At 61.7% G+C, this 17,993-nt stretch carries 20 protein-coding genes; 13 read left to right on the top strand and 7 right to left on the bottom strand.

Annotated features, from left to right (window positions below):
- Positions 1-80 precede the first annotated feature (80 nt).
- Together EB230_RS21130 and ald are read right to left on the bottom strand one after the other, a co-directional pair.
- On the bottom strand, positions 81-1,355 hold the full coding sequence (locus EB230_RS21130) for an outer membrane beta-barrel protein (protein ID WP_056567972.1): 1,275 nt from the start codon (positions 1,353-1,355) through the stop codon (positions 81-83).
- Positions 1,356-1,567: 212 nt separating this feature from the next.
- The gene (ald, locus tag EB230_RS21125; RefSeq protein WP_056567969.1) at positions 1,568-2,683 is read right to left on the bottom strand and encodes an alanine dehydrogenase; all 1,116 of its coding nucleotides are present in this window, start codon (positions 2,681-2,683) and stop codon (positions 1,568-1,570) included.
- A 157-nt stretch (positions 2,684-2,840) separates the two neighbouring features.
- Here ald and EB230_RS21120 point away from each other — a divergent pair, with 157 nt between their 5' ends.
- Positions 2,841-3,314, top strand: coding sequence for an Lrp/AsnC family transcriptional regulator (locus EB230_RS21120; protein ID WP_010909317.1), 474 nt, complete (start codon positions 2,841-2,843; stop codon positions 3,312-3,314).
- A gap of 133 nt (positions 3,315-3,447) precedes the next feature.
- Here EB230_RS21120 and EB230_RS21115 read toward each other — a convergent pair whose 3' ends face one another.
- Positions 3,448-4,110, bottom strand: coding sequence for a 5-formyltetrahydrofolate cyclo-ligase (locus EB230_RS21115; RefSeq protein WP_172373906.1), 663 nt, complete (start codon positions 4,108-4,110; stop codon positions 3,448-3,450).
- Positions 4,111-4,274: 164 nt separating this feature from the next.
- Between EB230_RS21115 and EB230_RS21110 the strand changes: the two genes are divergently transcribed.
- A complete protein-coding gene (locus EB230_RS21110; protein WP_172373905.1) occupies positions 4,275-5,540 on the top strand; it encodes an NAD(P)/FAD-dependent oxidoreductase in 1,266 nt (421 codons plus the stop codon).
- Positions 5,541-5,688: 148 nt separating this feature from the next.
- A complete protein-coding gene (locus tag EB230_RS21105; RefSeq protein ID WP_056567963.1) occupies positions 5,689-7,668 on the top strand; it encodes a bifunctional 2',3'-cyclic-nucleotide 2'-phosphodiesterase/3'-nucleotidase in 1,980 nt (659 codons plus the stop codon).
- Positions 7,669-7,812: 144 nt separating this feature from the next.
- Here the strand turns inward: EB230_RS21105 and EB230_RS21100 are convergent, their stop codons facing one another.
- From EB230_RS21100 to EB230_RS21090, 3 genes are all read right to left on the bottom strand, one after another.
- Positions 7,813-8,118, bottom strand: coding sequence for a hypothetical protein (locus tag EB230_RS21100; RefSeq protein ID WP_056567961.1), 306 nt, complete (start codon positions 8,116-8,118; stop codon positions 7,813-7,815).
- Positions 8,119-8,302: 184 nt separating this feature from the next.
- Positions 8,303-9,559, bottom strand: coding sequence for a cyclopropane-fatty-acyl-phospholipid synthase family protein (locus tag EB230_RS21095; RefSeq protein WP_056567957.1), 1,257 nt, complete (start codon positions 9,557-9,559; stop codon positions 8,303-8,305).
- A 59-nt stretch (positions 9,560-9,618) separates the two neighbouring features.
- Complete coding sequence (locus EB230_RS21090) at positions 9,619-9,759, bottom strand: DUF1365 domain-containing protein (protein WP_244493995.1); 141 nt, start codon at positions 9,757-9,759, stop codon at positions 9,619-9,621.
- Between the two features lie 136 nt (positions 9,760-9,895).
- Here EB230_RS21090 and EB230_RS33010 point away from each other — a divergent pair, with 136 nt between their 5' ends.
- The 6 genes from EB230_RS33010 to EB230_RS21065 all read left to right on the top strand — a co-directional run bounded on the left by EB230_RS33010 (position 9,896) and on the right by EB230_RS21065 (position 13,207).
- The gene (locus tag EB230_RS33010) at positions 9,896-10,030 is read left to right on the top strand and encodes a hypothetical protein (RefSeq protein ID WP_274534552.1); all 135 of its coding nucleotides are present in this window, start codon (positions 9,896-9,898) and stop codon (positions 10,028-10,030) included.
- A 169-nt stretch (positions 10,031-10,199) separates the two neighbouring features.
- Positions 10,200-10,490, top strand: a complete 291-nt coding sequence (locus tag EB230_RS21085) for a Dabb family protein (protein ID WP_056567950.1) — start codon at positions 10,200-10,202, stop codon at positions 10,488-10,490.
- Between the two features lie 232 nt (positions 10,491-10,722).
- Positions 10,723-11,610: a VOC family protein gene (locus tag EB230_RS21080; protein ID WP_172373904.1), complete on the top strand. Its 888-nt coding sequence runs from the start codon at positions 10,723-10,725 to the stop codon at positions 11,608-11,610.
- A complete protein-coding gene (gene kdsA, locus EB230_RS21075; protein ID WP_056567947.1) occupies positions 11,607-12,467 on the top strand; it encodes a 3-deoxy-8-phosphooctulonate synthase in 861 nt (286 codons plus the stop codon). Before EB230_RS21080 ends, kdsA begins: the two co-directional genes overlap by 4 nt.
- Before the next feature lie 87 nt (positions 12,468-12,554).
- Positions 12,555-12,758 (top strand): dodecin family protein, encoded by a 204-nt coding sequence (locus EB230_RS21070; RefSeq protein ID WP_056567944.1) that lies wholly within the window; start codon positions 12,555-12,557, stop codon positions 12,756-12,758.
- An 83-nt stretch (positions 12,759-12,841) separates the two neighbouring features.
- Positions 12,842-13,207, top strand: a complete 366-nt coding sequence (locus EB230_RS21065; RefSeq protein ID WP_056568065.1) for a PRC-barrel domain-containing protein — start codon at positions 12,842-12,844, stop codon at positions 13,205-13,207.
- A gap of 57 nt (positions 13,208-13,264) precedes the next feature.
- Here EB230_RS21065 and EB230_RS33005 read toward each other — a convergent pair whose 3' ends face one another.
- Positions 13,265-13,390 (bottom strand): hypothetical protein, encoded by a 126-nt coding sequence (locus EB230_RS33005; RefSeq protein WP_281410909.1) that lies wholly within the window; start codon positions 13,388-13,390, stop codon positions 13,265-13,267.
- Between the two features lie 199 nt (positions 13,391-13,589).
- Between EB230_RS33005 and eno the strand changes: the two genes are divergently transcribed.
- The 4 genes from eno to EB230_RS21045 all read left to right on the top strand — a co-directional run bounded on the left by eno (position 13,590) and on the right by EB230_RS21045 (position 17,978).
- Positions 13,590-14,864, top strand: a complete 1,275-nt coding sequence (gene eno, locus EB230_RS21060; RefSeq protein ID WP_056567941.1) for a phosphopyruvate hydratase — start codon at positions 13,590-13,592, stop codon at positions 14,862-14,864.
- 159 nt (positions 14,865-15,023) lie between these two features.
- Positions 15,024-15,347, top strand: coding sequence for a septum formation initiator family protein (locus tag EB230_RS21055; RefSeq protein ID WP_019858020.1), 324 nt, complete (start codon positions 15,024-15,026; stop codon positions 15,345-15,347).
- A gap of 193 nt (positions 15,348-15,540) precedes the next feature.
- The gene (pdhA, locus tag EB230_RS21050; RefSeq protein WP_056567938.1) at positions 15,541-16,578 is read left to right on the top strand and encodes a pyruvate dehydrogenase (acetyl-transferring) E1 component subunit alpha; all 1,038 of its coding nucleotides are present in this window, start codon (positions 15,541-15,543) and stop codon (positions 16,576-16,578) included.
- Positions 16,579-16,592: 14 nt separating this feature from the next.
- Entirely contained in the window at positions 16,593-17,978 is a 1,386-nt protein-coding gene (locus EB230_RS21045; protein WP_056567935.1) for a pyruvate dehydrogenase complex E1 component subunit beta, read from the top strand.
- The last annotated feature ends 15 nt before the right edge of the window (positions 17,979-17,993 follow it).

Raw genomic sequence — 17,993 nt, 5'->3', positions numbered from 1 at the left:
GTTCAGCACGAAAGTCTTCAACGCAAAGAAAAAGCCCGCCGGCTGGGCCGACGGGCTGCAACTATTGCCTGGAGGGCCTTTTAGTTGAACTTGTACTTCAAGCCCAGACGCACGGTCTGGAACGAAGGGGTATCTTCCAAGATGCCGTCGGAGCCGAAATCTTCCTTCGCATACTGCGAATAGCGGTATTCGAGGCCAACGGTCATATTGTTGGAAACGGCCGTTTCAAGACCACCGCCAACCGAGAAGCCACTGGAACCCCAGTCATAGATATCGCCGCTGGGGCCGCCAGGTGCAGATGCATGGAGGTTGAAGTGCTGCCAGCTATAGCCCCCGATCACATAGGCAAGCGTCGACTCATTGACCTTGGCGCCGACTCGGGCGAGCGCATCGAATCCATAGTCGGCGTCACCCTTGATCGATCCGCCAAAAATATCGAGCTTGGTCCGGATGCCTGAGTAGCGACCGTCAAGCTGGACACCCGCGACCCAGGTGCCGAAATCATGGTCGTAGCCGATGCTGCCTTCACCGAAGACACCTTCGCCCCCGATGCCATTCAGCTCAAGTGCGCCGCCGAGAGTCAGATCATGCACCATTGTGCCGGCGCCAAGCGCGCCACCAACGTAGAAGCCGGTCCAGTTGTAGGCTGGAGCCACGAAAGAAGCGCCGCCGCCATTCTGAGCGCCAAAGCGATAGTTGGCAGCAACATGGAACGTGTGCGTTGACGGCTCCACGTTCAGCGAGCCGGCGCCGAAGTCAAGAACCGACTTGTCGCCGTAGTCGGCATAACGATATTCGGTCTTGAGCGTCCAGTTGCCGCGCAGCACGGTTTCCATGCCGACGCCAAGAACATAGCCGCCGCGATTCTCGGTGAAATCGAGCCCATCGGCGTCGCCAGACCCGTCCAGCTTGAAATGCTGCCAGCTGTAGCCGCCGAGCACATAGCCGAGCGTGCTCGGATTGAGGAGATAGCCGGCGCGCAGGCCGACGTCGAAGCCATAGGAATTCGTGAGGTCGATATCGGCACCTGGAACGCTCAGCGAAGGGCCGATATTGCCGTAGTTGGCATCGATGAAACCGCCGAGCAGGAAACGCTCGTTGACCATGTAGTCATAGCCGGCGGTCAGTTCGCCGAACACGCCGTTCCCACCGATGCCGTTGAAGCTTGCACCCGGAGCGCTGACCTTGTGCACGGTCGCGCCAAAGCCGCCGCCGATGCCGATATAGGCGCCGCTCCAGTTGAAGCCGCTTGCCTCGACCGGCTGTACAACGTCTGCCGCGTGGGCCGCGGACATTAGCGCCACGACAGAAACAGCACCGAGGAGAAAAGATTTCGCGGAAACGCGAGTAAGCATAGCCCGTACCCCTAATAATAAACCCGGGCTGTTCCTAACAGGGAGTCTGTCAATTTGGGTATGACAAAAATGCAACAGTCTCGGGCAACCTGCCTCTGCAGCGGACACCGATCTGCCGGGTAATCGGGCTTATCGGCCTGGATGGGCCAGCAAAAAGCCCGCCGGAGAGAACCGGCGGGCAACAATCCGTAAGTTGACTTTTTCTGGGTGTATCAGGCGGCCAGAACGGCCTTCGGCTCGGCCAGTTCGTAGCCGAGCGCCTCGGCGACCGCCCGGTTGGTGATCTTGCCCTTGTGGACGTTGAGGCCGTTGCGCAAATGATGGTCGTCGACCAGCGCTTTCAGGCCCTTGTCGGCGAGCTGCAGGCCGTAGTGCAGCGTCGCATTGTTCAGCGCATGGGCCGAGGTGACCGGCACGGCACCTGGCATGTTGGCGACGCAGTAATGGATAACGCCGTCAACCTCGTAGGTCGGCTCGGCGTGAGTCGTCGCATGCGAGGTCTCGAAGCAGCCGCCCTGGTCGATGGCGACGTCGACCAGCACCGAGCCCTTCTTCATGCCCGACAGCATTTCGCGGGTGACGAGCTTCGGTGCCGCGGCGCCCGGGATCAGCACGGCGCCGACGACGATGTCGGCCGAGAAGCATTCTTCCTCGAGCGCCTCGACGGTCGAATAGCGGGTGTGCACGCGGCCGGCGAAAAGGTCGTCGAGCTGGCGTAGCCGCGGGATCGACCGGTCGATGATGGTGACGTCGGCGCCAAGGCCGGCAGCCATGCGGGCGGCATGCAAGCCGACGACGCCACCGCCGAGCACGGTGACCTTGCCCGGCAGCACGCCGGGCACGCCGCCAAGCAGTATGCCACGGCCGCCATTGGCCTTCTGCAGCGCCGTGGCGCCGGCCTGGATCGACAGGCGACCGGCGACTTCGGACATCGGCGCGAGCAGCGGCAGGCCGCCACGATCGTCGGTCACGGTTTCGTAGGCTATCGCCGTGACGCCGGAAGCGAGCAGGCCCTTGGTCTGCTCCGGATCCGGAGCCAGGTGAAGATAGGTGTACAGGATCTGGCCGTCGCGCAGCTGCACCCATTCATTGGGCTGCGGCTCCTTGACCTTGACGATCATGTCCGACTTTGCGAACACGTCGGCTGCGGTCTTGGCGATGGTGGCGCCGGCGGCTCGATAGGCGTTGTCATCGGCGCCAATGCCGGCACCGGCACCGGCCTCGACCAGCACTTCGTGGCCGTGCGCCACATATTCGCGGACCGAGCCGGGCGTGAGGCCGACACGGTATTCGTGGTTCTTGATTTCCTTGGGGCAGCCGACGCGCATTGTCTTCTCCTGATCCGGGCCCTTTTGGGCTCACTCCCTGTATCGTCTGAGTGAACCACGAATCGGCGCGCAAGTGTTTGCGAATGCGCTTGCGCGGACAGGCAGGTTTCGATAATTGTTGCGCAAAATGGCAGGATATTCGCAGGATTCACGAAAAATGCCGCTCGACAGGATCGATATCGCCATTCTCGAGACATTGCAGAAGGATGGCAGGATACCCAACGCGGCGCTCGCCGAGAAGGTTGGCCTGTCGCAATCGGCCTGCTCGCGCCGGCTCGACAACCTGGAAAAATCCGGCACCATCCGCGGCTACCACGCCCGGCTTTCCAATGCGGCACTCGGTCACCAGATGACGGCGATAGTGCATATATCGCTATCGGGCCAGTTCGAGAAAACGCTGTCGGATTTCGAGGCGGCGATCAAGCGGTGCCCCAACGTGCTGTCATGCCACCTGATGTCGGGCGAATACGATTACATCCTGCGCATCGCGGCAAAGGACCTTGTCGATTATGAGCGCATCCACAAGGAATGGCTGTCGGCCATGCCGCATGTCACCAAGATCAACTCGTCCTTTGCCTTGCGTGAGATCGTCGACCGCACCGCCATGGGGATGAAGCCGGAAATGGCTTAGATGGCATTGATATTCAGGTGACGCCGGCCTGCGAACGGCAAGGTCCCGCGCTTCCGGCATCCACGAACCAAAATTTCCGCTCCGTTCCGGTTCTCGGACCCTCAGCCATTCTCGGCGCGGCCCGACCTGAATCTCAACACATCTGGCTGGCTTCCGTGACAATCCGGTCCATCGGAATGTCGTGCGGCTGCGGATAGATGGTCGCGATGCGCTGCAGTTCGTAGCCGACTCCGATGACCAGTGGCTTGAACGGCATGGCGGCCAGCGTGCGGTCGAAGAAGCCGCCGCCATAGCCCAGGCGATAGTTCGTCGGATCGATGCCGACGATCGGCGAGATGACGATGTCCGGCAGCACGGGATCGCCCTCGGCCGGGATCGGGATGTTCCAGACGCCTTTCTCCAGCCGGTCGCCTGGTTTGTAGGCGCGGAAGATCAGCGGTTGCGCTTTCTCCACCACGATGGGCAGCGCGGTGCGGCCGCCTCGTTCATTGATCGCCGCCATCCACGGCCGCAGGTCCGGTTCGCCGCGAAACGGCCAGTAAAGGCTGACCATGCGGCCGGCGATATCGCCGATGATCGCGTCGAGCCCTTCGGCGATGCGATGGGACATTCCCGTTCGCGCGTCGGCCGAAACTGCCAGCCGCGCTGCGATGAGACGCTCGCGCTCGGCTTTGCGCCAGCGTCTCACATCGGCCCAGTCGGATAGCGGCGCCTGGAATGCGGGATCGAGTTCATGCATGAAGCAGGGCGGCGAGGCATATTGTGCCGGACCCTGGTCGTCATGATCGTTAGCCATGCGTCACCTCATCGCGTGTTCGATGACGCTATACCTCGCGACACGATACATCTTGTGCATTCACGACATGGGACGACGAGTCCCGGGCACCACCCTTCTGTTGCTGCATTGCACAAAAATACCTACATCTAGCGCAGGCGATCCTGCCGTCAGGGGTGAACGAGATGACCCGACCCAGCCATCATGTCGTCGTCGTCGGCGCGGGTTTCGGCGGCCTCGAATTCACCCGTGCGCTCGCCGGCGCATCGGTGCGCATCACCATGATCGACAAGCGCAACCATCATCTTTTCCAGCCGCTGCTCTACCAGGTCGCGACGACCGCGCTGGCAACCTCCGAGGTTGCGTGGCCGATCCGCCACCTCCTGCGCAAGCGCAAGGACGTGACGACGCTGCTGGCCAATGTCACCGGCGTCGACCGTGCCGGCAAACGCGTGCTGCTCGATGACGGCAGCGCGGTCGCCTACGACACGCTGGTGCTGGCCACCGGCGCGCGGCACGCCTATTTCGGCCATGACGAATGGGAGCCTTTTGCGCCGGGTTTGAAGACGCTGGAGGATGCGACCACCATTCGGCGGCGCATTCTCCTGGCCTTCGAGCAGGCCGAACGCGAAACCGATCCCGCCAAGCGCCAGGCGCTGCTGACGATCGCCATCGTCGGCGGGGGCCCGACCGGCGTGGAACTGGCCGGTACCATCGCCGAACTGGCGCACGACACGCTGCGCGGCGAATTCCGCAATATCGATACGCGGCAAACCCGCGTGGTGCTGATCGAGGCCGGCGACCGCATCCTTGCCAATTTCGCGCCGAAACTGTCCGGTTACGCCAGCAAGGCGCTGGAACGTCTTGGTGTGACGGTTGAGCTCGGCCGCGCCGTCACGCGCTGCGACGCCGAGAGCGTTGTGTTTGGCGACAAGCAGCTGGCAGCCCGAACAATCCTGTGGGCGGCCGGCGTTGCCGCTTCACCCGCCGCCGAATGGCTGGGCGCGAAGGCGGACCGCGCGGGCAGGGTGCTCGTCGAGCCTGACCTCAGCGTTCCCGGCAGCCCGGAGATTTTTGTCATCGGCGATGCCGCCCTTGTGCTGAGGCCAGATGGACGGCCGGTGCCTGGCGTGGCGCCTTCCGCCAAGCAGGAGGGCCGACATGTCGCGGCCACCGTCAAGGCCAGGCTTGCCGGCGATACGACGGCACGTCCCTTCCACTACAAGCACGCCGGCGACCTAGCGACGATCGGCAAACGCGCCGCCGCGATCGATTTCGGCTGGATCAAGCTCACGGGCTGGCTCGCCTGGTGGCTGTGGGGCATCGCGCACATCTATTTCCTGATCGGTTTCCGCAACCGGCTTGCGGTTTCCCTGAGCTGGCTATGGATCTACGTCACGGGCCAGCGCAGCGCCCGGCTGATCACCCAGGGCGACGACGACAAGACCTGACTTTTCTTCACGGTTCCTTTCATCCGCGCGTCATCTCCAGCTGATGGACTGATGTCCGGACGCACGCGACTTCTTGAGTGGACTTGAGCCTATTTCGGCGCGAAGTTCGCTCCGGGGCAGGGCGTCAGTTAGTCGAACAGGAGAAAACATGTCGCAACTGCTCCATCCCGTCTCCCGCCGCGGTTTTCTCGCTGGCGCCGCAGCCACAGGGGCGCTGATCGTGCTTCATCCCTTCTCCGCCCGCGCTCAAGGTAACCAGGCGCATCTTCGGATCATGGAAACCACCGACATCCATGTGAACGTGCTGCCCTATGATTACTACGCCGACAAAGCCAACGACACGATGGGCCTGTCGCGTACGGCATCCCTGATCGACGCGGTGCGCAAGGAGGCCGTCAACTCGATGCTGATCGACAATGGCGACCTGCTGCAGGGCAACCCGATGGGCGACTACATCGCCTACGAGAAGGGCCTCAAGGACGGCGACCTGCATCCGATCATGAAAGGCATGAACCTGCTCGGCTACGAATGCTCGACGCTCGGCAACCACGAGTTCAACTACGGCCTGTCTTTCCTGGACAAGGTGCTGGCCGGCGCCAATTTTCCCTTCGTCTGCGCCAATCTGATCCGCGGCACCGAGCTTGCTGCCAACCCGCGTGACGACAAGCTCTACCTCAAGCCCTATGTGATCCTCGACAAGAAGATCAGGGACGGGTCGGGCGCCGAACAGCCGATCAGGATCGGCATTATCGGTTTCGTGCCGCCGCAGATCATGGTCTGGGACCTCAAGAATCTCGAAGGCAACGTCAAGACGCGCGACATCGTCGAGGCAGCCATGGCCTGGGTGCCGCAGATGAAGGAAGAGGGCGCCGACATCGTCATCGCGCTCTCGCATTCCGGCATCGATGTGAAGCAGGGCGACATGATGGAGAACGCCTCCTTCTTCGTCGCCGGCGTCGATGGCGTCGATGCCGTGTTCACCGGTCACCAGCATCTGGTGTTCCCCGGCAAGAAGGATTTCCAGTCGCTCGAAGGCGTCGATACGCAAAAAGGCACCCTGCGGGGCAAGCCGGCCGTGATGGGCGGTTTCTGGGGCTCGCATATGGGTCTGATCGACCTCATGCTGGAGCGTGACGGATCGAAATGGAAGGTCGTGTCCGCGACCTCCGAGGCGCGGCCGATCTTCGAGCGTGTCGACAACAAGAACAAGCCGACTGTCCCCGACGACAAGCGCATCATCGCCGCGCTCGAGCAGGACCACCAGGCGACCCTGGCCTATGTGCGCCGTCCGGTCGGCAAGACCTCAGCGCCGCTCTATTCCTATTTCGCGCTGGTCGCCGACGATCCGTCGGTGCAGGTCGTCAGCCAGGCGCAGACCTGGTACTTGAAGGACATACTCAAGAGCACGCAGTGGAAGGATGTGCCGCTGCTGTCGGCCGCCGCTCCCTTCAAGGCGGGCGGGCGCAATGGCGCCGACTACTACACCGACGTGCCTGCCGGCGATATCGCCATCAAGAACGTCGCCGACCTTTATCTCTATCCCAACACCGTGCGCGCCGTCCAAATCACCGGCGCGCAGGTCAAGGAATGGCTGGAAATGTCGGCCGGCATCTTCAACAGGATCGAGGCAGGGAAGCCCGACCAGACGCTCATCAACACCGATTTCCCGTCCTACAATTTCGACGTCATCGATGGCGTCTCCTACAAGATCGATCTGTCGCGGCCGCCGAAATATGATGTCAAGGGCGGCGTGGCGAATGCCGGCGCCAATCGCATCGTCGACTTGATGTTCGACGGAAAACCGATTGATCCCAATCAGAAATTCGTCGTCGCGACCAACAATTACCGCGCCGGCGGCGGTGGTAATTTTCCCGACATCAATGCCTCGAAGATCATCTACGAGGCGCCGGACACCAACCGCGATGTCATCGTTCGCTACATTGTGAGCCAGGGCACGATCAACCCGTCGGCCGACGGCAACTGGTCGTTCGCGCCGCTGCCGGGAACCAGCGTCGTGTTCGAGACGGGCGTCAAGGCAAAGGACTTCATCGCCCAAGTGAAGGCGCTGAAGATCGAACCGGCGGGCGAGGGCGAAGCCGGTTTTGCGAAATACCGCATCCTGCTATGATCCGGGTCGTCCAGAGCGGTTCGGTTCACGGAAAAGCCGAACCGCTCCATCTCCTCGATTGAAGGCAATTCCGGATCTTTTTCACCGGTTCCGGATTTGCCTCGTTTCCTGCGATTGCCCCGGCTGGTGCGCATAGCGCGGCCCTCAGTTTTCGGGCGTCAGCGGCAGTGCCGTCGCGGGGGCTTGCGGGCTGACTGGCTGCGTCGGCTCGAGCGACGTGCCGGTCGGATCACTGGGCACGGTCAAGGGCGTCATCCCGGCCGGAGCATGCACCTCGTGGATGGTCGAGGTTGGTGTGTTGTCGATGAGATCGCCGGCACCAGGCGTTATGGTCGGGCTGATGCTGACACCCAGCGGATCGTTCATGACAGTCGGTGGGGTTATGCGCCGTGCATCGGCAGCGGACATGGCGGCAAGCAGGATGGCAATGGCGGTAAGTGTTCGCTTCATGGAAGCCTCCAATGGTCAGAGGCGCTCGGCGTAATCTTGGCGCGGGGCGTCGGATGAGTGAGAACGGCCGACGCGCGATCGCGGTTTCATCACGTCGCATCAAGACGCCGCGATTGGCGCTTTGGCTTAACCCGCGAGTTCGACGCGGGGACGCTCACCAAAGGCGGCCCACAGGCAGATCGACCTAGGCCTTGTAGACCACCTGGCGCACGTCGATGTAGCTGGCGCGGAAGCCGGCTTCGCAATAGTGCAGGTAGAACTCCCAAAGCTTCTTGAAGCGATCGTCGAAGCCGAGCGGTACGATCTTCTCCCACGACGCCCAGAAACGATGTCGCCATTCGGCGAGCGTGCGCGCATAGTCGTCTGGGAAAACGCGCTCACGCAGATGCGCAAGGCCATGATCCTTGCCGAGCGCCTTCAGGATCGACGGTGTCGGCAGCATGCCGCCGGGAAATACGTAGCGCTGGATGAAATCCGGCCTGGCGCGATAGGTGTCGTAGGCGGCTTCGTTGATGGTGATGATCTGCAGACCCGCGGTGCCGCCGGGCTTCAGGCAAGCTTTCATCTTCGAGAAGAACACCGGCCAGTATTTTTCGCCGACCGCCTCGAACATCTCGATAGACGCGATGCGGTCGTAAGTTCCCGTTTCGTCCCGGTAATCCTGCAGCTTGATGTCGACCTTGTCGGCGAGCCCGGCCTTGGCGATGCGTGCCTTGGCGAAGTCGTGCTGTTCGCGGCTGATCGTCAGTCCCGTAACGCGGCAGCCGATTTCGCGTGCCGCGAATTCGGCAAAGCCGCCCCAGCCGCAGCCGATCTCCAGCACATGATCCTTTCCGCCGATACCCGTATCCCTGGCCAGTGCCCGGTATTTGGCGGCCTGGGCGCTTTCCAGATCATTGGCACCGTTGGCGTAGAGCGCCGAGGAATAGGTCATGCTCGGATCGAGCCACTCCTTGTAGAAGGCGTTGCCGAGATCATAATGCGCCGAGATATTGCGCTTAGAACCGGTGTGCGTGTTCTCGTTGAACCAGTGGCGGATGCGCTGGACGGTGTTGATGAGCCAGCTGGCGCCGCCGGCGACGCGTTCGCCGATCACCGAATTGACCACGAACAATTCCAGGAAGCTGGTCACGTCCGGGCTTTCCCAATCGCCGTCCATATAGGATTCGGCAACACCGATCGTGCCGCCGGAAAAGGCGCGGCCTGGCAGCCGCCAATTCTTCAGCACCAGCTCGGCGTCGGGGCCGGGCGCCTTGCCGCCGACCAGAACGGCGCGGCCGTCCGGCATCCTGACCTTGAGGGAACCGCGCGGCAGGTTCATCGCCGCCGACAGCACCATGCGCGCCTTGGCCGGCAGGCCCTTGACGATCTCGGCGAAATTGAATTCGTCGAGCCTGACCGCTTCGCTCAGCGCTGCGCTGTGATGTTCCCCATGTGCCATTTCACACCCCTGGATTTCCGTGGTTCTGGCGCAAATTGCCGGGCCACGATTCTGTTGGATCATTCGCCAGGTTCGAACGCCCTTGCCTGGTCCCGGTATCTCATGGGTTCGGCGCGAGGCGGGCTCGAACGAAAGCGCGCGCCTGTTAGCCAAAGCTTCAGCGCTTCCCAGCGAATGCCTGTCACAATCTTCCACGTCATGAGGGGGAACTTCAAGAGGCAGGCCATTGGCTGGGCTGTGCCACGTGGCGCTTGGTATCTGCTCCCTCGCGTCGAGTTGCTGCCCGAATTCAAAAACGGCTATGGCCGCCGCCATGCCTGTGCGATAGCTTTAGCCATGCGCTATGTAATCGTCATTGCCGCCGTCGCATTCTTCCTGATCTGGGATGGCCTGTACAATCAGGGCCGGTATCTCGACATGTCGGTCAGGGAACTCTCCCATATCGTTCGTTACGTCACCGGCAAGGCCTGAGCAGCCCCTCCCGACCTGGACGTCCCTTCCGAAGATCCCAGGCGTTGGTCATCGCGAGATGCGGTACGGCGCCGAGCGGGCGCGTCGCAAGGACGCGTGGCGTCATGAACGGTTGACGCGAGGGGACCGCCGTCACTAAAGACCCGGCATTCAGATCGAGGAGGCGGAATTGATCCGGCATATCGTTTTCTTCAGCGCCAGGCGCAAGGAGGATGTGGAGGCTGTGCGCAGCGGGCTTTTGGCGCTTGGCGACATTCCTCATTCCAGCCTCTTCGAGGTCACTTTGAACACCAAGGTCGACCCGTTGTCGGATGAAGTCGATGTCGTCGTCTACGCCGAGTTCGCCAATGACGCGGCGCTGGCCGCTTACAAGGCGCATCCGCTCTATGCGCGGACCACCAGCAAGGTCAAACCCTTGCGCGAGCTGCGCTATTCCGCCGATGTCGTGGCCGGCAGCTGATCCAGCGCCTGCTCCAGCGGGGCGCCGTTGTCGATGCCCTATCAGATAGCCGTACACGTCCCTGCCGAATGTCTCGGTCAGGACGACGACTTGATTTGCCGACCTCAACGCCATGCACTCAAGCCAGCGGGTTATGTCCCCGCGCGGGGGATGCCGCTGCGTCAGATCCCGCGGTGGCGGATGAGAAGAAGACCTTGAACCGTTTTGCGGAATGATGCACATGCCCGCCTGCATGACCCGAACAACAGCAGCCGGCATTCATCCGCTCGATCATCTGGTGCTGCCGACGCAGAACCTCGATGTGGCGCGTTCCCGGCTCACTTCGCTCGGCTTCGTCGTCGCCCCGACCGGCATCCATCCCTTTGGAACGGAAAACTGCTGCGTTTTCCTCGCCGACGGCACCTATCTGGAGCCGCTCGCGATTGGCAGCGAACAGGCCACGATCAAGGCCGCTGTCGAGGGCAATGTCTTCGTCGCGCGCGACCGCCTCTACCGCGAAAGCCGCGGCGATGAGGGATTTTCCGCGGTGGTGCTGGGAACCGATAACGCCGATGCCGACCATGCGCGCTATGTCGAGGCCGGCCTGTCGGCGGGAGGCACGCTGAGCTTTTCACGCGCTTTCACCGATACATCGGGCAAAAGCGACGTAGCGTCATTCAAGCTGGCCTTCGCCTCGGCCAATGACACAACCGATGCGTTTCTTTTTGCCTGCCAGCGCATCAATGCGCCTGATGTGGACCGCGCGGCTTTGCAGGCCCACGCCAATGGCGCCACAGGCATCATGGAAGTGGTGGCGATCAGCGACCACCCTGCCGAACAGTCGCGGCTGATTTCCGTGGCGTTGGGGAATCCCGCTGCCGGCGTGGGCTCAGCGTTTCATTTGCCAAATGCAACGCTGAGCGTGCTCGATCCCGTGTCTTTCACCGCGCGCTTTGGTGTTTCGGCCGGTTCACCGACGAAGCTCCGCTTCGCGGCGGTCGTCTTCGGGGTCCGCAGCGCCGATGCCACATCGAGCCTGCTTGCAGCCAATGCCATCCAGCACGATATAGCTGGCTCTGACATTGTCGTGCAGCCCGCATCCGGACAGGGCGCGGCTTTCATCTTCCGGGAGATCCCATGAGCAAGCCCCAAGCGTCCACTTCGACGACGCCCAATTCGTCGGTAACGGTCGGCAATGTCGTCTTCGACAACAATGCGGCCTTGGCGCTGATCGCCGGCCCGTGTCAGTTCGAATCGCGCCAGCACGCCTTCGACATGGCCGGCGCGCTGAAGGAACTGACCGGCAGGCTCGGCATCGGCCTCGTCTACAAGACGAGTTACGACAAGGCCAACCGCACCTCGCTGTCGGCAACACGCGGCGCGGGCATGGATGCCGCGCTTCCCGTCTTCGACGAACTGCGCAAGGCGTTTTCGCTTCCCGTGCTGACCGATGTCCACACCGAGGAGCAGTGCGCGATCGTCGCTCCGCATGTCGATGTGCTGCAGATACCTGCCTTCCTGTCGCGCCAGACCGACATGCTGGTCGCAGCGGCAAGGACCGGCAAGGTCATCAATGTCAAGAAGGGGCAATTCCTTGCGCCCTGGGACATGAAGAACGTGGTCGCCAAGATCACGGGTTCCGGCAATGCCAATGTCCTGACCACCGAGCGCGGCGCGTCCTTCGGCTACAACACGCTGGTATCCGACATGCGGGCCTTGCCGATCATGGCCGAAATCGGCGCTCCGGTGATTTTCGACGCTACGCATTCGGTCCAGCAGCCGGGCGGGCAGGGCGGTTCGTCAGGCGGCGAGCGTCGATTTGTCGAAACCTTGGCTCGCGCGGCCGTAGCCGTCGGCGTTGCCGGCGTCTTCATCGAGACCCATCAGGATCCCGACAATTCGACCTCTTCCGACGGACCGAACATGGTGCCGCTGAAGGACATGCCGGCGCTTCTCGAAAGGCTGATGGCCTTCGACCGGATAGCCAAGGGCCTCTGAGCGGGCGCTCCCCTGCCTCCGCTTGTGGTGGACAGGGGCCGGTTGTACGCTTGGCCGGCAAATGAGCGTCTTGGCAGGAGGAAAGCCATGTCTGTTGCCCGCGTCACCGAAATTACCTCGTCGTCGAAGAAGAGTTTTCAGGACGCCATCGAGAAGGGAATTGCCCGCGCGTCGAAAACCCTGAAGAACGTGGAAGGCGCCTGGATCCAGGATCAGAAAATCGTCGTCGAGGACGGCAAGATTTCAGCCTACCGCGTCAACATGAAGGTGACTTTCATTCTCGCTGAGTGACCGTCCGACGCTTAAAAAGTCGGGAACCTTCGCCCGTCCGCCTCATTGTCAAAGCAGTGTTCAACGACAACGAGGAGCAGATCATGACAACACAGACAGGCCACACCGAAGCCATTGCCGCTTCGCGAGTCATCGGCACATCCGTCTACAACACCGAGGGCAAGAGCATCGGCAGCATCGAGGACATCATGCTCGACAAGACGTCGAACGGCATCATGTTCGCGGTGATCGGGTTTGGCGGCTTTCTCGGCATCGGCGAGAAGTACCACGCCATTCCTTGGGCGACTCTCGACTATGATGAAGACAAGGGCGGCTACGTCGTGCCGTTCTCGAAGGAGCAGTTGAAGGCGGCGCCCGCCTATTCGATCAATGAACTGGCCGGCGCGGACGGTGAGAGGGCGCGCGATGCGTCCTATGAGTATTACAAGGTCACGCCCTACTGGCATTGACCCCACATGCAAAAAGGGCCCCGTTTCGACGGGGCCCTTTTTGATTCCGCACCAACGTCACTCACTGATGCTCAAGGCCGGCAAGGTAACGATGGCCTTTGGCGGCGACTGCTGATTATCGCATGATGTCAGCAACGCGGCCGCGATCAGAAACAGACTGACAATACCGCTCAACTCGGACATGGCGAAACTCCTCCTGTTTCGCCCCGCGCGACAATAGCCATAACCCGAAATTGATGTCTGGGCGCATGACTTATGATGACAGAAATTTGCGCTTCGTGAATCGGGCTGGCGGCACTATTCGGCCATGGCTGGATTGCCTTTTGCGTCGCTTTGGCTAAGACGGGCGCGACCTTTCGTCAGATCAATCGGGGACATCGCAATGACCGCCATCATCGACATTGTCGGACGTGAAATCCTGGACAGCCGTGGAAACCCGACCGTCGAGGTCGATGTCGTACTCGAAGACGGTTCGATGGGCCGCGCCGCGGTGCCGTCAGGCGCCTCGACCGGTGCCCATGAGGCCGTCGAGCTTCGCGACGGCGGTGCCCGCTATCTCGGCAAGGGCGTGCTGAAGGCCGTGGAGGCGGTCAACGGCGAACTGTTCGAGGCGATCGGCGGCATGGAAGCCGAAAACCAGATCCACATCGACCAGACGATGATCGAACTCGACGGCACACCCAACAAGAGCCGGCTCGGCGCCAACGCCATTCTGGGCGTTTCGCTGGCGGTGGCCAAGGCCGCGGCCGATGCCGCCGGCCTGCCGCTCTACCGTTATGTCGGCGGCACCAAGGCGCACATCCTGCCTGTGCCGATGATGAACATCATCAATGGCGGCGCGCATGCAGACAACCCGATCGACTTCCAGGAATTCATGATCCTGCCGGTCGGCGCGCCGACGCTGCGCGAAGGCGTGCGCTGGGGCTCTGAAATCTTCCACACGCTGCGCAAGAAGCTGAAGGATGCCGGCCACAATACCAATGTCGGTGACGAAGGCGGTTTCGCGCCCAACCTGAAGAGCGCGCCGGTGGCGCTCGATTTCATCATGGAGTCGATCGAGAAGGCCGGCTTCAAGCCGGGCGAGGAGATCGCGCTCGGCCTCGATTGCGCCGCCACCGAATTCTTCAAGGACGGCAACTACGTCTATGAGGGCGAGAAGAAGACGCGTGACCCCAAGGCGCAGGCCAAGTATCTCGCCAAGCTTGCCGCTGACTATCCGATCATCTCGATCGAGGACGGCTTGGCCGAGGATGATTGGGAAGGCTGGAAGTACCTGACCGACCTGATCGGCAAGAAAACGCAGCTGGTCGGCGACGACCTTTTCGTCACCAACACGGCGCGCCTGCGCGACGGCATCCGCATGGGCGTTGCCAATTCGATACTGGTCAAGGTCAACCAGATCGGCTCGCTGACCGAAACGCTCGACGCGGTCGAGACCGCCCACAAGGCTGGCTACACCGCCGTCATGTCGCATCGTTCCGGCGAGACCGAGGATTCGACCATCGCTGATCTCGCCGTCGCCACCAATTGCGGGCAGATCAAGACCGGTTCGCTGTCGCGCTCCGACCGCATGGCCAAGTACAACCAGTTGATCCGTATCGAGGAAGAACTCGGCAAGCAGGCGCGCTACGCCGGCAAGTCGGTGATCAAGGGCTGATCCAAAGCCATTGAACGCGGATGTTGAACGAAGGGCGGGGTCATTCCCGCCCTTTTTCATTTCGCTGTCACCGGGCAGGGCTCCGTAACCGTCCGTTAAGCACAATCGGGTGAAAAAGATCGTGAGCCGCCTGAGTTCGCGGCCGCGAGGGAACGGGCGATGTGGACGCGTCAGCACAAGCAGAGAAATACCGGCCGGCTGATCATCCCTTCGCTTTGCGTCGTGTTCCTGGCCTATTTCGGCTTCCATGCCTATCACGGCGAATTCGGCATCAATTCGAAGTATCAGCTGGAAGCCCAGACTGTCGCGCTGCAAGCGCAGCTCGATGCCGTCAAGGCACGCCGGATGGAACTCGAGCGGCGCGTTCGGCTCATGCATGACGGCACGCTGGAGAAGGACATGCTCGACGAGCAGGCGCGCAGGGCGCTTAATCTTTCCCAGGCTGATGAGATCACCATCATGTTGCCGGCTTCGTCGAAATAACTGTATTTCAGTTAATCACCAATATTTTCAATGATTTTAATCGCTTAGGCGCATGTCAGCTATGCAAATTCGTCATGGCGCAACGCTTTAACGCGTGTTAGCCTTGCATAAATCGGTGGGGAGAGCTGATCTTCCCAGGGCGGATTTCATCCTGCCCTAATGTCCGCAAAGAGACGCCAACAGGGAGTGATGCATGGCCACCGCAGCCAGAAAAGCGCCTGCCAAATCGAAATCCGACGGCAAATCGGGTCTTTCCGCGCCCAAGCCCGCGGAATTCACCAAGGACGAAGAGCTTGCCGCCTACCGGCATATGCTGCTCATCCGCCGCTTCGAGGAAAAAGCCGGCCAGCTCTACGGCATGGGCTTCATCGGCGGCTTCTGTCATCTCTATATCGGCCAGGAAGCGGTCGTCACCGGCATGAAGATGGCTCTGATCGAGGGCGATCAGATGATCACCGCCTATCGCGACCACGGCCACATGCTGGCGATGGAGCTTTCTCCGCGCGGCGTCATGGCCGAGCTGACCGGGCGCCGTGGCGGCCTGTCACGGGGCAAGGGCGGCTCCATGCATATGTTCTCCAAGGAGAAGCATTTTTACGGTGGTCACGGCATTGTCGGCGCGCAGGTGTCGCTCGGCACCGGGCTGGCCTTCGCCAACCGCTACCGCGACAACAACAATGTCTCGTTGACCTATTTCGGCGATGGCGCGGCCAACCAGGGCCAGGTCTATGAAAGCTTCAACATGGCCTCGCTGTGGAAGCTGCCGGTGATCTACATCATCGAGAACAACCGCTACGCAATGGGCACGTCGGTTTCGCGCTCTTCCGCGGAGACGGATTTCTCGCACCGGGGTGCGTCCTTCAAAATTCCAGGTATCCAGGTCGACGGCATGGATGTGCGCGCGGTCAAGGCCGCCGGCGAGCTCGCCACCGAATGGTGCCGTGCCGGCAATGGCCCACTGATACTCGAAATGCAGACCTATCGCTATCGCGGTCACTCGATGTCGGATCCGGCGAAATACCGCTCGAAGGAAGAAGTGCAGAAGATGCGCTCCGAGCATGACCCGATCGAGCAGGTCAAGGCGCGGCTGATCGAGAAGAAGTGGGCGACCGAGGACGAATTGAAGACCATCGACAAGGAAGTTCGCGACATCGTCGCCGACGCCGCCGAGTTTGCCCAGAACGATGCGGAGCCGGATCCGTCCGAGCTCTGGACCGATATCGTATTGTAAGGGAGGGCCAGGACATGCCGATCGAAATTCTCATGCCCGCTCTCTCGCCGACCATGGAAGAGGGCAATCTTTCCAAGTGGTTGAAGAACGAGGGCGACAAGGTCGTCGCCGGCGATGTTATCGCCGAGATCGAAACCGACAAGGCGACGATGGAAGTCGAAGCAGTCGATGAAGGCACTCTGGCCAAGATCGTGGTTCCAGCCGGCACCGAAGGCGTCAAGGTCAACGCGGTGATCGCCGTGCTTGCGGTTGAAGGCGAAGACACCGACAAGGCCGGCGAAGGCATAGGCGAAGAGCCTGCCAAGGCTGAAACGGCTGCACCGGCACCGGTTGCGGCCAAGACCGAGGCCGCGGCACCAGTCGCGGCGGCGCCGAAGACCGAGATCGCCGCCGATCCGGATATCCCTGCCGGCACCGAGATGGTCTCGACCACCGTGCGTGAAGCGCTGCGCGATGCCATGGCCGAGGAGATGCGCCGCGACGGCGATGTCTTCGTCATGGGCGAGGAGGTCGCCGAATACCAGGGCGCCTACAAGATCACGCAAGGGTTGCTGCAGGAGTTCGGACCGCGCCGCGTCGTCGACACGCCGATCACCGAGCACGGTTTTGCCGGCGTCGGCGTGGGTGCGGCGATGGCCGGGCTGAAGCCGATCGTCGAGTTCATGACTTTCAACTTCGCCATGCAGGCGATCGACCAGATCATCAATTCGGCAGCCAAGACGCTCTATATGTCGGGCGGCCAGATGGGGGCGCCGATCGTGTTTCGCGGGCCGAACGGCGCTGCCGCCCGTGTCGCTGCCCAGCACTCGCAGTGCTACGCCGCCTGGTACAGCCACATTCCGGGCCTGAAGGTTGTGATGCCGTATACGGCCGCCGACGCCAAGGGCTTGCTGAAGGCTGCGATCCGCGACCCCAACCCGATCATCTTCCTTGAGAACGAAATCCTCTACGGCCAGTCTTTCGACGTGCCGAAGCTCGATGATTTCGTGCTGCCGATCGGCAAGGCGCGCATCCACAAGCAAGGCAAGGACGTCACCATCGTCTCGTTCGGTATCGGCATGACCTATGCGGTGAAGGCGGAAGCCGAGTTGCGCGGCATGGGCATCGACGCCGAGATCATCGATCTCAGGACCATCCGCCCGCTCGACCTCGACACGATCATCGCCTCGGTCAAGAAGACCAACCGGCTGGTCGTGGTGGAAGAGGGTTTCCCGCAGAACTCGGTCGGCGACCACATCGCCAACCAGGTCTCGCAGCGCGCCTTCGATTTCCTCGACGCGCCGGTCATCACCATTGCCGGCAAGGATGTGCCGATGCCTTATGCGGCCAACCTCGAAAAACTGGCATTGCCGAATGTCGGCGAGGTCATCGAGGCGGTCAAAGCCGTCACGTATCGCTGAACCGGGCGGGAGGAC

It is taken from the genome of Mesorhizobium sp. NZP2234 (genome assembly GCF_013170765.1).
GTDB classification, from domain to species: domain Bacteria; phylum Pseudomonadota; class Alphaproteobacteria; order Rhizobiales; family Rhizobiaceae; genus Mesorhizobium; species Mesorhizobium loti_D.
This window is presented reverse-complemented; position numbering and strand designations above follow the sequence as displayed.

Bases quoted from the DNA above. Each gene is read 5' to 3' on its own strand.
- EB230_RS21090 (WP_244493995.1), bottom strand. From the start codon at position 9,759: ATGACGTGGAAGATTGTGACAGGCATTCGCTGGGAAGCGCTGAAGCTT.
- EB230_RS21045 (WP_056567935.1), top strand. From the start codon at position 16,593: ATGCCGATCGAAATTCTCATGCCCGCTCTCTCGCCGACCATGGAAGAG.
- EB230_RS21110 (WP_172373905.1), top strand. From the start codon at position 4,275: ATGACCCGACCCAGCCATCATGTCGTCGTCGTCGGCGCGGGTTTCGGC.
- EB230_RS21070 (WP_056567944.1), top strand. From the start codon at position 12,555: ATGTCTGTTGCCCGCGTCACCGAAATTACCTCGTCGTCGAAGAAGAGT.
- ald (WP_056567969.1), bottom strand. From the start codon at position 2,683: ATGCGCGTCGGCTGCCCCAAGGAAATCAAGAACCACGAATACCGTGTC.
- EB230_RS21055 (WP_019858020.1), top strand. From the start codon at position 15,024: ATGTGGACGCGTCAGCACAAGCAGAGAAATACCGGCCGGCTGATCATC.
- EB230_RS21095 (WP_056567957.1), bottom strand. From the start codon at position 9,559: ATGGCACATGGGGAACATCACAGCGCAGCGCTGAGCGAAGCGGTCAGG.
- pdhA (WP_056567938.1), top strand. From the start codon at position 15,541: ATGGCCACCGCAGCCAGAAAAGCGCCTGCCAAATCGAAATCCGACGGC.
- EB230_RS33005 (WP_281410909.1), bottom strand. From the start codon at position 13,390: ATGTCCGAGTTGAGCGGTATTGTCAGTCTGTTTCTGATCGCGGCCGCG.
- EB230_RS21105 (WP_056567963.1), top strand. From the start codon at position 5,689: ATGTCGCAACTGCTCCATCCCGTCTCCCGCCGCGGTTTTCTCGCTGGC.
- kdsA (WP_056567947.1), top strand. From the start codon at position 11,607: ATGAGCAAGCCCCAAGCGTCCACTTCGACGACGCCCAATTCGTCGGTA.
- EB230_RS21080 (WP_172373904.1), top strand. From the start codon at position 10,723: ATGACCCGAACAACAGCAGCCGGCATTCATCCGCTCGATCATCTGGTG.
- EB230_RS21130 (WP_056567972.1), bottom strand. From the start codon at position 1,355: ATGCTTACTCGCGTTTCCGCGAAATCTTTTCTCCTCGGTGCTGTTTCT.
- EB230_RS21065 (WP_056568065.1), top strand. From the start codon at position 12,842: ATGACAACACAGACAGGCCACACCGAAGCCATTGCCGCTTCGCGAGTC.
- EB230_RS33010 (WP_274534552.1), top strand. From the start codon at position 9,896: ATGCGCTATGTAATCGTCATTGCCGCCGTCGCATTCTTCCTGATCTGG.
- EB230_RS21100 (WP_056567961.1), bottom strand. From the start codon at position 8,118: ATGAAGCGAACACTTACCGCCATTGCCATCCTGCTTGCCGCCATGTCC.
- EB230_RS21115 (WP_172373906.1), bottom strand. From the start codon at position 4,110: ATGGCTAACGATCATGACGACCAGGGTCCGGCACAATATGCCTCGCCG.
- eno (WP_056567941.1), top strand. From the start codon at position 13,590: ATGACCGCCATCATCGACATTGTCGGACGTGAAATCCTGGACAGCCGT.
- EB230_RS21120 (WP_010909317.1), top strand. From the start codon at position 2,841: ATGCCGCTCGACAGGATCGATATCGCCATTCTCGAGACATTGCAGAAG.